Genomic DNA, 14,082 nt, shown 5'->3' with positions numbered 1-14,082 from the left:
CGGGCCCCCGCACGGCATCCGTTAAGCGGCATCTCGCACCCAGGGGGGCGTTCCGCGTGATCATCAGGCTCCTGCCCTTCCTTCTGATCCTCGCCCTGTGGATCTACGCGTTCATCGACTGCCTGAACACGCCCGAGAACGAGGTGCGCAAACTGCCCAAGGTGATGTGGGTGATCATCATCCTGCTGTTCGGGCAGGTGCTGCTGGGGCCCATCGCCTGGTTCGCGGTCGGCCGGCCCCGCCGCAACGCCCCGTACGGCGCGACCCGCCCCGACGAGCGCCGCTGGGTCGCTCCCGACGACAACCCCGAGTTCCTCAAGTCCCTGGACGAGCAGCACCCGAAGGACCCCGAGCGGGACGAGTGACGCTCAGCCGCGTCCTCCCCGTCCGGTCCCGCTGACCGGTCCCTCGCGTCCGGGCCGCTGACCGCCGCCGGTCGCCGACGGGCGCGGCGCGGGCCCCCGTCTCAGACCCGGGCCGCGTACTGGGCCCGCAGCTCGGCGAAGCGCTCCGGTGTCCAGGCCGCCCAGTCCACCGGGCGGCCGTACAGTTCCTCGCTCAGCAGCTCGAAGTGCTGGTGCCAGTCGGCGAGGGCGTCCAGCAGGTGTTCCGCGTCGCCGGTGAAGTCGTTGCGGAAGCGGACCCGGGTGCGGTCGTCGTCCAGTGCGCCGCGCAGGGTGAAGCCGAAGGACCCGCGCGCGTCCACGGTGTACTCGGCGAGCCGCCGCCGCGACCAGGCGGTGATCCGACCGGGGGCGGGGGCCGGGTCGCCATCGGGTGCCCCGTCCCGCCAGCGCAGGGTGACCGCGCCGCCGGGACCGGGCTCGAAGCGGTCGGCGGCGGCCAGCCAGCCCCGCAGCCCGGCGGGGGTGGCGACAGCGGCCCACACGCTCTCCAACGGGTGCGGGAACGTCAGCTCGAAACCGACGGTGTGCGCGGCCCCGTCGGCGCTGCTGCGCGCTGTCCCGTACGGCACCCCGCCGGGTACCGGTGCCTGGCTGTCGGTGTTCATCGTTCCACCTTCGTCCCGCGACCGGACCGTGTGCACAACCTCTGGAGCAGGGACCGGCGCCTCAGACACCCGCGTAGGAGTGCATGCCGTTGAAGAGGATGTTCACGCCGTAGTAGTTGAACAGATAGCAGGCGAACGCCAGGAGGGCCAGGCACGCCGCCTTGCGGCCCTTCCAGCCCGCCGTGGCCCGCGCGTGCAGGTAGGCAGCGTAGGCGACCCAGGTGATGAAGGACCAGACCTCCTTGGGGTCCCAGCCCCAGTAGCGGCCCCACGCCTCGCCCGCCCAGATGGCGCCCGCGACGATGGTGAAGGTCCAGAAGGGGAAGACCGCGGCGTTGATGCGGTAGGCGAACTTGTCCAGCGAACTGGCGGAGGGCAGCCGCTCCATGATCGAGGTGCGCACCTTGCCGGGCTTGCCGCCGGCCAGCAGCTTGGTCTCGTAGAAGTCCCGGAACAGGTAGAGCAGCGTCGCGACGAAGCCGACGTAGAGCAGCGCGCCGCAGATGATGGCGAGCGAGACGTGGATCCACAGCCAGTACGAGTGCAGCGCCGGCACGAGCTGGTCGCTGTCGGTGTACAGGACGGTGACGGCCAGGCCGAGGTCCAGCAGCACGGTGGTGACCAGCGGCAGCCCGATCCAGCGGATGTTCTTCTTGGCGATCAGGAAGCCCAGGTACGCGGCGACGGCGACCATGGAGAAGGCCGTGGAGAACTCGTACATGTTGCCCCAGGGGGCGCGCTGCACCGACAGCGACCGGGTCAGCACCCCGCCGAAGTGCAGCAGGAAGGCCAGCACCGTCAGCGAGATGGCGATACGGCCGTACATGTCGCCCTGCGCGTCGCCGCCCGCGGCACCCGGCCCGTCGGGCAGGTCACCGCGCCGGCCGCTCGCCGAGCGGGTGACGATCTTGGGCGGCGCCGGCTTCTCCAGCACGGCCGTGCCGCCGTCCGCCGACGCGGAGCGCACGGAGACGGCGGGGCCCTGCGCGGGCACGCTCTCCTCGGCGGGCTTGCTGGTCAGCGCGGCTGCCGTGCGCGCCACCTTGCTGCGTGAGCCGAACGTCCACTCGGCGCAGTGCGCGAAGAAGGCCAGCGTGTAGACGGCCATCGCCGAATAGACCAGATAGTTGCTGATGTGCGCCAACTGTTCGTTGGTCTGGGCTGCGAGGAGGTTCACTTACCTGCTCCTTCGGGGGCTTCAGCAGGATCGACAAAGTCCGCAGGCGCGGTGGGTGCCGCGTCCTGCATGGCGGTCGCGAGGGAGGCGAGTTCTTCGGGCAGGCGTGCCGACTCGCTGCGGCCCAGGCCGGCCAGCTCGACGACGGTACGCCCGTCGTCGCCGGTGACGGCCCGCACCCACACCCGGCGGCGCTGGATGAACAGCGAGCCCGCGAGCCCCGCGATGGCCGCTAGCGCGCCGCCGAGGGCCCAGCCGTTGCCGACCTGGTGCGAGACCTGGAAGTTCGCCCACTTCTTGACGCCCTCGAAGGTGAGGGAACCCGCGCCGTTCGGCAGGCTCATGGTGTCGCCGGGGGTGAGCTTCTTGGCGAAGGGGCTGCCGTCCTTCTTCTTGAACTTCGTCATGTTGGCGGTGTCGAGCTGGTACACGTTCTGCGCCTGGCCGCCGTTGAGACCGAGGTCGCCGTGGTAGGCGGTCAGGAACATCGCCGGGTTCCTCAGCTCGGGCGACTGGGAGAACATCGTGCCGCTGTCCGGCCGGAAGTCCGGGACGAAGAAGCCCTGGAAGCCGAGCTGGTCCTTGCGGCCCTTGGCGTCGCGGTAGTCGGTGACCTTGACGACGCCGCTGGACGTCTGGTTGTTGTCCTGCTGGAGGAACGGCACCGGGCCGCGGTAGGCGATGTTGCCCTTGCCGTCCTTGACGGAGACGACGGGCGCGAACCCGTTGGCGATCAGGTAGACCTTGGAGGAGCCGATCTCCAGCGGGTGGTTCACCTTGATCGTGGCGTCGGTCTCCTTGCCGTCCGCGCCCTTGCTGTAGGCGATGTCCGCCCGGTAGTCGCGGGCGGTGCCCTTGTTGGGGCCGCTGCGGGCGTAGGAGGCGTGGAAGTTCTTGAGCCGGAAGGAGAAGGGGTCGAGCATGTCCGCGGTGAACAGCGACCCGGACCGGAAGTCGTCGTACTGGGTGAGCACGTTGGAGAAGCCGTCGCCCTGCACCATCAGCTTGCGGCCCTCGGACTTGAACAGCTGTCCGGACGCGAACGCCAGCAGCAGCACGACCAGCGCGATGTGGAACATCAGGTTTCCCGCCTCGCGCAGATAGCCCTTCTCCGAGGCGACCGCGTTCCCCTCCTGGTGGGTGCGGAAGCGCCTGCGGGCCAGCAGCGAACGGGCGGCCCGGAGCACCTTCTCCGGCTCCGCCTCGGTCTGCCAGGTCGCGTAGACCGGCATCCGGTTCAGCCGGCGCGGGGCCCGCGGCGGGCGGGAGCGCAGCTGGCCGATGAACTGCCAGGTCCGCGGGAGGATGCAGCCGATCAGCGAGATGAACAGCAGGATGTAGATCGCCGAGAACCACACCGACGTGTAGACGTCGAACAGCTGGAGCTTGTCGTAGATCGGCGCCAGCGTCGTGTGCTCCTCGTGGAAGCGCTCCACCTTCAGCGCGTCCACCGGGGTCTGCGGGATGACGGAGCCGGGGATCGCGGCCAGCGACAGCAGGAAGAGCAGGATCAGGGCCACCCGCATCGAGGTGAGCTGGCGCCAGAACCAGCGGGCCCAGCCCAGCGGCCCGAGCGAGGGAACGTTCAGCTTCTCCTCGCTGGGTGCCGTCGACAGCTGGGCGGCGGCCTCCCGCTCCCCGCCGTCACCGGCGCCCTTCCCGGCCGCGGGCTCGGTCCCGCCGCCGACGTCCTTGCCGGTATCGGTCGTGCTCATGGCTCAGATCCCCACGGTGAAGTCGGACGACCAGACCGTGATCTCGTAGACGATCCGGTCCCAGATGCCGGTGACGAGCAGGACACCGACCGCGACGAGCATCCCGCCGCCCAGCCGCATGACCCACGCGTAGTGCCGCTTCACCCAGCCGAAGGCGCCCAGCGCCCGGCGGAAGGCGAGCGCGGCGAGGACGAACGGGACGCCCAGCCCCAGACAGTAGGCCACCGTCAGCAGCGCGCCCCGGCCCGCGCTCCCCTGGTCCGAGGAGAGGGTGAGCACGGCGGCGAGGGTCGGGCCGATGCACGGCGTCCACCCGATGCCGAAGAGCACCCCCAGCATCGGCGCCCCGGCCAGCCCTATCGCGGGACGCTTGTGGATGCGCAGCTCGCGCTGGGTGAAGCGGGCCAGCGGGCCCAGCGCGCCCATGAAGGCGAGCCCCAGCACGATCGTGAGCACGCCCAGCACCTTGGAGATGACGGCGCGGTGTTCCTGGAGCGTGGCGCCGAAACCGCCGAAGAGGGCGCCGCCGGAGACGAAGACGGCGGTGAAGCCGAGGACGAACAGGCCCGCGCCCAGGAACATCCGGCCGCGCCGCGCCTCGGCCAGGTCGGTGCCGCTGACGCCGGTCACATAGGAGAGGTAGCCGGGCACCAGCGGCAGCACGCACGGCGAGAAGAAGGAGACCAGCCCGCCCAGCAGTGCGATGGGCAGTGCCAGCAGCAGCGCACCGTTGAGGACGGTGTCGTTCATGCCCGTGGCCGCGAGCTGGGTCACGGGGCCGGCCGCGTACGTGGTCATGGTGCGGTCACTTCGCGTCGATCAGGGGGTCGAGCGCCGAGCGCAGCTCCTTCTCGCTCAGTTCCTTCAGCGCCCGCACCGCGACCTTCCCGTCCTTGTCGAGGATCAACGTGGAGGGGATGGCCTGCGGGGAGAGGGTGTTCTTGGGGAACTTGAGGATGAGCTTGCCGCTGGGGTCGTAGAAGCTCGGGTAGTCGATGTCGTAGTTGCGCTCGAACGCCTGCGCGTTGGCCTTGTCCAGGTCGCGGGTGTTGAGCCCGACGAACTGGACGCCCTTGTCCTCGGTGTCGCGGGCGACCTTGGCCAGGTTGGGCGCCTCGGCGCGGCAGGGGCTGCACCACGAGCCCCACACGTTGAGGACGACGACCTTGCCCTTGTAGTCGGAGAGCTTCAGCTTCTTCCCGTCCACCGAGTCGCCCGCCAGGTCCGGTGCCGCCTTGCGCTTGCCCTCGGCCACCTTGGTGATCTCGCCCGTGCCCTTGACGAACTTCGTGTCGCCGGAGGACGAGCCGGTCTTCTCACCGCCGCAGCCGGTCAGCACCAGTGCGCCGGCTGCGACGCCGGCGGCCAGCAGCGGGATGCGGCGGCGGGAGGCGCGGGTCTGGCTCATGTGAAAAGTTTCGCATGGGCCCCCACACGATCTTCCGCACCCCCCTTCCCGCACGGACCCGCCCCGGCACAGGCGCTTTTCCCCGGCCCGAGCACCCACACCGCACCCGGCTCGGCACTTCTTCGGGCCGCACCCCGAGGACCGCGTCCCGAGACCGCCGCGAGAGCGGCGAAGAGCTGCGGCCCGGCGCGGGGCACGCCCCTCCGCAGGGGGCGTGCCGTCCCGCCGCCGGGGCCTGGCTCAGGCGCCGGCACCCCGCTGCTGGGCGCCCTTGCCGCCCCGCTGCTTGGCCCCCGCCCGCAGATGCGGCGGCACCAGGTCGAGTGCGGGCTCGGAGTAGCCGACGGAGACGATCCGGTCGCCGAGGAAGGTGAAGCTCGTCAGCGAGGCGAGGGTGCACTGGCGCCGTCGCGGGTCGTGCCAGAGCCTGCGGTGCTCGACGAAGCTGCGCAGCACCCAGATGGGGAGCTGGTGGCTGACGCACACGGCCTCGTGCCCGCGCGCCGCGTCCTTGGCGGACTCGATCGCGGTGCGCATCCGCACGACCTGCTCCAGGTACGGCTCGCCCCAGGAGGGCCGGAAGGGGTTGCGCAGGTGCCGCCAGTTCTCCGGCCGGCGCAGGGCGCCGTCGCCGACGCCGAAGGTCTTGCCCTCGAAGACGTTCCCGGCCTCGATCAGCCGGGCGTCGGTGCCCACGTCGAGACCGTGCGCCTTGGCGATGGGCGTGGCGGTCTCCTGTGCGCGCTCCAGCGGCGAGGCGACCACGTGGGTGATGTCACGCGACTCCAGGTGCTCGGCGACGCGGTCGGCCATCCGCCGGCCCAAATCGGACAGGTGGTAGCCGGGCAGCCGCCCGTAGAGCAGCCCGGTGGGGTTGTGCACCTCGCCGTGCCGCATCACGTGCACGACGGTGACCGTCTTCTCGTCCTTGGCGGCGCCGTGCGCCGCGCCGCTGTCGAGGGCCTGGGTGCCGGCGTCCCGGCCGATGTCCTCGCCCTGGCTCATGCCGGCACCGCCTCGGCGGCGGCGCGGGCAGCGGCGGGCAGCGCGTCGGCGATGCGCTCGATCGCCCGCTCGTCGTGCGCGGCGGAGACGAACCACACCTCGAAGCCGGAGGGCGGCAGGTAGACGCCCTGGGAGAGCATCGAGTGGAAGAACGCGGTGAAGCGGTGGGACTCCTGCCGCTTGGCGGCGTCGTAGTCGGTGACGCCGTCCTCGCCCCAGTCGCCGAAGAAGACGGAGAACATGGAGCCGGCCGTCTGCACCGTGTGCGCCACACCCGCCTTGGTCAGCGCCTCGCCGACCAGTTCACGCACCTGGCGGGCGGCGGCGTCCACCACGGCGTGCGCGGCGAAGCCGTCGCGGCCCAGTACCCGCAGCTGGGCCAGGCCCGCGGCGGCGGCGACAGGGTTGCCCGAGAGCGTGCCCGCCTGGTAGACGGGGCCGGCCGGGGCCAGGTGCTCCATGACGTCCTTGCGCCCGCCGAACGCGGCGGCGGGGAAGCCGCCGCCCATCACCTTGCCGAAGGTCATCAGGTCGGGGGCCACCCCGTCGATGCCGTACCAGCCGTGCGCGCTCGCCCGGAAGCCGGTCATGACCTCGTCGGAGATGAAGAGGGCGCCGTCGGCGTGGCACAGGTCCTTCAGCGCCTGGTTGAAGCCGGGCCGCGGCGGGACGATGCCCATGTTGCCCGGCGACGCCTCGGTGATCACACAGGCGATCTGGCGGGGGTGTGCGGCGAACGCCTCGCGGACCGCGTCCAGATCGTTATACGGCAGCACGATCGTGTCGCCGGCCTGCGCCCCGGTGACGCCGGGGGTGTCGGGCAGACCCAGCGTGGCGACGCCGGAGCCGGCCGAGGCGAGCAGCGCGTCGACGTGCCCGTGGTAGCAGCCGGCGAACTTGATCACCTTCGCGCGGCCGGTGAAACCGCGCGCCAGCCGGATCGCCGACATGGTCGCCTCGGTGCCCGAGGAGACGAGTCGTACCTGCTCAACGGGGTCGATCCGGTTCACGATCTCCTCGGCGAGGGCGACCTCCGCCTCGACCGGGGTGCCGAAGGAGGTGCCCCGCTCGACGGCCTGCCGCACGGCCTCGGTCACCTCGGGGTGCGCGTGGCCCAGGATCATGGGCCCCCAGGAACAGACGAGGTCCACGTACTCCCTGCCGTCGGCGTCCGTCAGGTACGGACCGGAACCGGACACCATGAAACGGGGCGTACCGCCCACCCCGCGGAAGGCGCGGACCGGCGAGTTCACCCCTCCCGGCGTCACGACGGCGGCGCGGTCGAAGAGCGACTGCGATACTGGTGCGCTGTACGAGTAAGTCACGAAAGCCATGGTGTCAGAGGCCCGCGTACGGGGCTTCGGGGGCGTTTCACACTCCGTGGGACGGGGAGGTCTCTGACACGATGATCGGGCCGCACCGGGACGGCAGTGCGGCTCGGATGAGCAGTCGGGTGGTGACATGCATCGCGGTGGCGGACTGGGAGAGGGGCACGGCCCCTCGGAGACTGGCCCGGAGCGTGCGCAGGGGCGCCACAGGCGCGCCGCGGCCGAGACCGGGAGCGGAACCACGGCGGGCAGCACGGGGAACACCGGGAGCACTCCGGGCGTTACGGGGCATGACGGCACGGGGGCACGGAGCGGGACCCCGGGCGGCGGCATCGGACGGGGCGGCGGCCTCGTCGCGGGCGGCGGCCCGGCGGGAATCGGCAGCACGGCGAAGACCAGGAGCGGCAGGGGTGGCGGCCGAATGGGGGTGACCTACAAGTATTTCGGGGCGCCGGACGGCGCCACAGCCGCGCGTGTGCCCATCTCGATGCGCCCGGAGGAACTGGGCGGGGACGAGCTGGGCCAGGGCATGTTCACCAAGATCAAGCCCGAGACGATGGCGGCGATGGTGCTGACGGGGATCGAGGGCATACCGCTGCACCGGGTGCCGCCGCTCGAACTCGTCGTGCTCCACCCCGACTACGCGGTGGTGAAGCTGCCGATGACGGTGGTCGACCCGCTGCGCGGCGTCGGCGAGGAGACGGTGGGCGCCGCGGCCTTCATCTGGTCCACGGTCCCCGACCGCGCCGGCCCGCAGGACGCCTTCAACGTCTACCAACTGCTCCACCGCTGGCAGGACTTCTCCGACCGCCTCCACGAGGCCGGCCACCAGGCGTACTGCCTGGTGTGGCCCTGAGCGCGCATTACCTGACACACGGGCGGGGTCTTCGGACCCCGCCTTCGTCGTGCGCCCCCCGGCAAGGGCGGCCCGCCGACAGGCAACCGTCAGGAAACCCGCACGGGAAGCGGGCGGTGGCCCGGCTGCGGCTAGGCTGCCGCCTCATGCTGCATCTGCGGATCATCGCGCCCGCCGACCGCACGCAGGAGGTCACCACCCTCCTGCGGGGGACGGTGGGCACCACCCATCTCGTGGTGCTGGAGGGGGCGGCCCGGGACCCGGCAGGGGATGTCGTGATGTGCGACGTCGCCCGTGAGGCGGGCGACGATCTTCTGGCCGGGCTCAGGGAGATGGGGCTCCCCGAACACGGTGCCGTCGCCGTCGAGGACATCGACCTGTCCCTCTCCACCCGTGCCGAACAGGCCGAGGCCCAGGCGCCGGGCGAGGGCGTGGACGCCGTGCTGTGGGAGTCGCTGACCGAGGCCACCCACGAGGAATCCCGGCTGACCCTCACCTATCTCACGTTCCTGACCGTCGCGACGATGCTGGCGGCCTGCGGTGTCATCTCGGACAGCGCGGTGCTGATCGTCGGCGCGATGGTGGTGGGGCCCGAGTTCGGCCCGCTGGCGGGGGTGTGCACCGGCATCGTGCGACGGGCGCCGCGGCTGCTGTGGCGCTCGGCCGTCGCGGTGCTGGTCGGCTTCCCGGTGGCGATGCTGCTGACCGGCGCGTTCTGTGTGCTGATGGACGCGCTCGGCCTGTTCGAGTACGCCGACTTCGTCAAACCGCACCCCATGACGGACTTCATCTGGAAGCCCGACCCGCTCTCCTTCGTGGTCGCCCTGCTGGCCGGGGTGGCTGGCATCGTCTCGCTCACCTCGGCGAAGTCGGGGGCGCTGGTGGGGGTCGCCATCTCGGTGACGACCGTGCCGGCCGCGGCCAACGCGGCGCTCGCCCTCAGCTACGGCAACCTCGCCGAGACGGGCGGCTCGTTCCTCCAACTGCTGGTCAACCTGGCCGGGATCGTGCTGGCGGGCACCCTGACGCTGCTGGGGCAGAAGCTGTTCTGGGCGTACAAGCGCCGCCCGCTCACCGTCCGCTCATGACGAACGGGCGTCCCGCCGCCGCGCTGTGCGGCGACGGAACGCCCGTTGTCGTGCGTACGGCTACGGATCGCCCGCTGTCCTGTGTACGGCTATGGACCGCTCCTCACCGGAGGGGCGCCCGCCACCCGGCAAAGGCGTTCATCCCTTGCTCCGGCCGTCGCCGTTCTCCGGCCGCGACGCGGCGTCGGTGTCGTTGTCCTCGGCGGCCCTCGCCGCGTCCTGGACGGCCTGTGCGACCTCCGCGTCCAGCACCTCGGCGTCGAGCTTCGGCGCGTTCGGGTCGACCGGGCCGATACGGAACTCGAAGTCGCCGCCGTACTGTTCGTGCCCGGCGACCACCGCGCTGCCGACGGCCTCCTCGCCCAGTTCGGTACGGATGATCAGCGGGTCGCGGCGCAGGTCCTTGGTGAGCGCCAGACACAATCCGATCATCACCACGGTGAAGGGCACCGCCACCAGGATGGTGAGGTTCTTCAGCCCTTCCAGCGCCTCGTCACCACCGCCGCCGATCATCAGCATGATGGCGCCCACCGCACCGGTGAGGACACCCCAGACGATGACGACCGCCCGGCTGGGCTCCAGCGTGCCCTTCTGCGAGAGGGTGCCCATCACGATGGAGGCGGCGTCCGCCCCGGAGACGAAGAAGATGCCGACCAGGATCATCACGATCAGCCCGGTGACGCTGGCGATCGGGTACTCGCGCAGCACGTTGAACAGCTGCGACTCCTGGGTGTCGCCCAGCTTGACGCCGTCGCTCTGGAGCTTCATCGCCGTACCGCCGAAGATCGCGAACCAGATGAGGCTCACGACGCTCGGCACCAGGATCACGCCGCCGACGAACTGGCGGATGGTGCGGCCCCGGCTGATACGGGCGATGAACATGCCCACGAACGGCGTCCAGGAGATCCACCAGGCCCAGTAGAAGACGGTCCAGCCGGAGAGCCATTCCGCGACGCCCTTGCCGCTGCTGGAGTCGGTGCGCCCGATCATCTGTGGCAGGTCACCGAGGTAGCTGCCGATGGACGTCGGCACCATGTTGAGCATCAGGATCGTCGGGCCGACGATGAAGAGGAAGAGCACCAGCAGGCCGGCCAGCACCATGTTGATGTTGGACAGCCACTGCACGCCCTTCTCCACGCCGGAGACGGCGGAGAAGACGAACCCGGCGGTCAGCACGGCGATGATGACGACCAGCACGCTGGTGCTGACCTTGCTCGCCCAGCCCGCCTCCTCTATGCCGCTGCCGATCTGGAGCGCGCCCAGCCCCAGGGAGGCGGCCGAGCCGAACAGCGTCGCGAAGATCGCCAGGATGTCGATGACCCTGCCGACGCCGCCGTTGGCGGCCTTCTCGCCGATCAGCGGGGTGAAGACCGCACTGATCGTCTGCCGGCGGCCCCGGCGGAAGCAGCTGTAGGCGATGGCCAGGCCGACCACCGCGTAGATCGCCCACGGGTGGAGCGTCCAGTGGAAGAGCGTGGTGGCCAGGGACGTCTGCATCCGCTCCGCGTCGTTGGCCGGGTCGGTCCCGGGCGGCGGAGCGCCGAAGTGGCTCAGCGGCTCGCTCACCCCGTAGAACATCAGACCGATGCCCATGCCCGCGCTGAACATCATCGCGATCCAGGACACGGTCCGGAACTCGGGCTTCTCGCCCTCCTTGCCGAGCGTGATCTTGCCGTAGCGGCTGAACGCCAGCCACAGCGAGAAGATGACGAAGCCCGTTGCGGCCAGGACGAAGGCCCAGCCGCCGTTGTGCATCGTCCAGTCCAGCATCGTGGCCGAGACGTCGCCCAGCGAGTCCGTGGCGACGGCGCCCCAGACGACGAAGGCGAGTGTGAGCAGCGCCGTGATGCCGAACACCAGGCGGTCGGTCTGCGGGCCCCTGGTCAGTCCCCCGCTGGAGGCATGAGCCTCCTCTGTCTCAGGTTTCACGTTCGTCTATTGCCCTTCCTCCGGAGGACGAGCGGTCCTCTTACGCGCGCGATTCCGACATGGATTCGGAGCACGCCTGCCCGGCTTCCGGGAAGTTAATCCGGCCATATGACGCTCCCCTGAGCTCGAATTTTTCGCCCAACTCCCCCTATGTCGACGCAACCTGACCGCCCGTCAGCGAATGCGACGGCGCCTCGGCGCGGGGGCCCGGCTGACCCGGGCCGGGCTCGCCGGGCGACGGAGGACCGCCGCCGAAGCCACCGGGCACAGCACGGGGACGGCACCGGCCGGAACGCTGCGGGACCACGAAGGGCACAGGGCGGAGGAACCACGGCGAAGAGGTGACAAAAGGGAAAAAGCGGACTTCGGACACCATAGCCGCCAGCCGACCGGACGCCTCGGCGGCACGTGCGGTAGACATGGTGCCGTCGCCCGTCGGCAGCACGCTTTTCCGGGCGTACGCCACCGGCGAGACCCCCATGACATCCCGGAACGAGGAGGCCAGCCGTGCCGCGGAGGGCAAAGAGGTACGTCGTGTGCGCGACGTACGCGACCAACGCCGCACTGGCCCTCGTACTCGCCGGCGCGCTCACCGGCTGCACCGGCTCCTCCGGCTCCGACGGCGACGACGACGGCAAGCCCGGCGGCTCCTCCGCCTCCCCGACGGCGGCCGAGCCCGGCAAATACCGCACGCTCCCCAAGCCGTGCGACGTGGTGCCCGTCAGCACTCTGCGCCAGATGCTCCCGGGCGCCGCCGCGGCCGAGAAGGACGGCAGCGCCTCCCCGGATGCGGACCGCGGCCCCTTCGAGGGCGAGCCGAGCGCGACCTACGACACCGACCGGCGGGTCGGCTGCCGCTGGAAGGACGCCACCACGCTCAGCACCCGCCATCTGAACGTCGACTTCGAACGGGTCGTCTCCTACGATCCGGCCGTCAGCGACGACGAGCAGGCCGAGCAGCTGTTCGCCAAGAAGGCCCGCAAGGCCGGCATCCCCCTCTCCCCGGACGACGCCGACAAGGAGTCGGACGACGCGACCGAGTCCCCCGAGGCCAACACGGAGGACGGCAAGACGCACGAAAAGGGGGAAAAGGGAGACGGGGGCGAAGAGGGAGACGGGGCCACCAAGGGGGCCAAGGGTGACAAGGAGGGCAAGTCCGGCGGGGTGACCCCCGAAGGCAAGTCCACCCCCACGGACGAGGCGGACGAGAGCGCGACCCCGCAGGAGAGCGGTGACCCGTCCTCCCCCGCACAGAACGAGGATCTGGCGCCGCGCGCCCTGGAGGACATCGGGGACTCCGCCTACATCGACGACGAGCTGCACACCGCGGACTCCGGGCTGCACCGGGACATCACCCTGGTGTTCCGTACGGCGAATGTGATCGCCACCGTCGAGTACGACCAGTGGGTGACCGACAAGAACCGCATTCCGGGCAGCGAGGACCTCCAGGAAAGAGCGCGTGAGCTGGCCGTACAGCTCGCGGAGCAGTTCGAGGACTGACACCTTCACCCGGTATGCCCGCTTGGCCCGGCTCGTCCGGCCGTGTCCGCTTCCCCCTCTGTGGTCGACCCCACGTTGTGGGCAGTCCCACGCCGCGGAAGGGCCCCGGAAGTGGCCACACCACACCCCGGGTTGCGTACCGTTCCGTCACAGCACCGCTGCCACCCCCCGGCTCGGCACAACAGGTGAAGAACCCGGAAGCGAAGGAACCATGTACCGAAACGCCCCGCGCAACGCCCCTCGACGGAGCAGGACCGTCAGGAACACGCTCGCCTGTGCGGCAGTGGCGTTCCCCGTCCTGCTGATCGCCGGCTGCTCCTCGGACTCCGACAAGCCCGCCGAGTCCGACAAGCCCTCGGCCTCGGCGAGCAAGTCACCGACCGTGGCGCCCGCGAAGTACAAGGAGCTGCCCGACTCCTGCAAGAGCATCGCCAAGGGCGCCGTCAAGGACCTCACGCCCGGCACGGACAACGCCTCGGGCAAGCGCGTCGGATCCGGGGACACCAACGACTCCAACAGCTGCCTGTGGAGCGGACTGGACAAGTACGACTACCGGCAGCTGACCCTCTCCCTCAAGCGCTTCGACTCCGAGCCGGCCATCGGCTCCGGCGACAAGCGCGCCGCCGAGTACCTCAAGCAGCAGCTGGGCGAGAAGAGCAGCGACAAGGACAACCGCAAGCTCAAGCAGTCCCCCGTCTCCGACATCGGCGACGAGGCGGCGGCCGTCGCCTTCGAGACGAAGAAGCAGGACGCCAAGGGCAAGTCCGAGGAGTACCAGGCTGCCGAGGAGGAAAAAAAGAACGGGGAGAAGGCGGCAAAGGAAGCGATAAAGCACAACAAGTCCCCCCGGGCCCCCCCGCCCCCGCCCCACCGAGGCCGCCCCGCCCCACCGGCCCCACCGGGGCCCGCCCGGCCCACCATGGCCGCCCCGGGGCCCGCCTGGGCACCAGCCCCGACGAGGCCGGCCCGGGGCGCCGGGGCGGCCCGCGCAACGCACTCCCCCGAGCCCGGCCCGCCCCCAGGGCCGGGCTCCGCGTGTCCCTGACACGGCGGTGTGCCAGGCT

General features: G+C 70.8%; 13 protein-coding genes. 5 read left to right on the top strand and 8 right to left on the bottom strand.

Annotated features, from left to right (window positions below; genetic code table 11):
• Positions 1-56: 56 nt before the first annotated feature.
• Positions 57-365 (top strand): PLD nuclease N-terminal domain-containing protein, encoded by a 309-nt coding sequence (locus tag IO40_RS0118405; RefSeq protein ID WP_016472843.1) that lies wholly within the window; start codon positions 57-59, stop codon positions 363-365.
• A gap of 101 nt (positions 366-466) precedes the next feature.
• On the opposite strand, the gene IO40_RS0118400 is transcribed toward IO40_RS0118405, so the two are convergent.
• The 7 genes from IO40_RS0118400 to hemL form a co-directional block, all read right to left on the bottom strand.
• Positions 467-1,012 carry an SRPBCC domain-containing protein gene (locus tag IO40_RS0118400; RefSeq protein ID WP_016472844.1) on the bottom strand — a complete coding sequence of 182 codons (546 nt, stop codon included), beginning with the start codon at positions 1,010-1,012 and terminating at the stop codon, positions 467-469.
• 61 nt (positions 1,013-1,073) lie between these two features.
• Entirely contained in the window at positions 1,074-2,189 is a 1,116-nt protein-coding gene (gene ccsB / locus IO40_RS0118395; RefSeq protein ID WP_016472845.1) for a c-type cytochrome biogenesis protein CcsB, read from the bottom strand.
• Positions 2,186-3,904 (bottom strand): cytochrome c biogenesis protein ResB, encoded by a 1,719-nt coding sequence (gene resB / locus IO40_RS0118390; protein WP_031175758.1) that lies wholly within the window; start codon positions 3,902-3,904, stop codon positions 2,186-2,188. The genes ccsB and resB overlap by 4 nt, the downstream gene beginning before the upstream one ends.
• Positions 3,905-3,907: 3 nt before the next feature.
• Positions 3,908-4,702, bottom strand: a complete 795-nt coding sequence (locus tag IO40_RS0118385) for a cytochrome c biogenesis CcdA family protein (protein WP_016472847.1) — start codon at positions 4,700-4,702, stop codon at positions 3,908-3,910.
• A 7-nt stretch (positions 4,703-4,709) separates the two neighbouring features.
• Positions 4,710-5,312: a TlpA family protein disulfide reductase gene (locus IO40_RS0118380; protein WP_016472848.1), complete on the bottom strand. Its 603-nt coding sequence runs from the start codon at positions 5,310-5,312 to the stop codon at positions 4,710-4,712.
• 240 nt (positions 5,313-5,552) lie between these two features.
• Positions 5,553-6,209 (bottom strand): histidine phosphatase family protein, encoded by a 657-nt coding sequence (locus IO40_RS0118375; protein ID WP_041968524.1) that lies wholly within the window; start codon positions 6,207-6,209, stop codon positions 5,553-5,555.
• A gap of 104 nt (positions 6,210-6,313) precedes the next feature.
• Positions 6,314-7,642, bottom strand: a complete 1,329-nt coding sequence (hemL, locus tag IO40_RS0118370; RefSeq protein WP_078616266.1) for a glutamate-1-semialdehyde 2,1-aminomutase — start codon at positions 7,640-7,642, stop codon at positions 6,314-6,316.
• A gap of 136 nt (positions 7,643-7,778) precedes the next feature.
• Between hemL and IO40_RS38855 the strand changes: the two genes are divergently transcribed.
• Together IO40_RS38855 and IO40_RS0118360 are read left to right on the top strand one after the other, a co-directional pair.
• Positions 7,779-8,501: a hypothetical protein gene (locus IO40_RS38855; protein ID WP_234324621.1), complete on the top strand. Its 723-nt coding sequence runs from the start codon at positions 7,779-7,781 to the stop codon at positions 8,499-8,501.
• A gap of 146 nt (positions 8,502-8,647) precedes the next feature.
• Positions 8,648-9,589, top strand: a complete 942-nt coding sequence (locus IO40_RS0118360) for a DUF389 domain-containing protein (RefSeq protein WP_016472852.1) — start codon at positions 8,648-8,650, stop codon at positions 9,587-9,589.
• A gap of 138 nt (positions 9,590-9,727) precedes the next feature.
• Here IO40_RS0118360 and IO40_RS0118355 read toward each other — a convergent pair whose 3' ends face one another.
• Complete coding sequence (locus tag IO40_RS0118355) at positions 9,728-11,518, bottom strand: BCCT family transporter (RefSeq protein WP_016472853.1); 1,791 nt, start codon at positions 11,516-11,518, stop codon at positions 9,728-9,730.
• Between the two features lie 534 nt (positions 11,519-12,052).
• Between IO40_RS0118355 and IO40_RS0118350 the strand changes: the two genes are divergently transcribed.
• On the top strand, positions 12,053-13,018 hold the full coding sequence (locus tag IO40_RS0118350) for a hypothetical protein (RefSeq protein ID WP_234336552.1): 966 nt from the start codon (positions 12,053-12,055) through the stop codon (positions 13,016-13,018).
• A gap of 211 nt (positions 13,019-13,229) precedes the next feature.
• Positions 13,230-14,063, top strand: coding sequence for a DUF3558 domain-containing protein (locus tag IO40_RS0118345; RefSeq protein ID WP_244190323.1), 834 nt, complete (start codon positions 13,230-13,232; stop codon positions 14,061-14,063).
• Positions 14,064-14,082: the final 19 nt, after the last annotated feature.

Origin of the sequence: Streptomyces albus subsp. albus (assembly GCF_000725885.1) — a bacterium.
Lineage (GTDB): Bacteria > Actinomycetota > Actinomycetes > Streptomycetales > Streptomycetaceae > Streptomyces > Streptomyces albus.
Note: the sequence above shows the minus strand (reverse complement) of the source record. Positions and strands in the feature narration are given on the sequence as shown.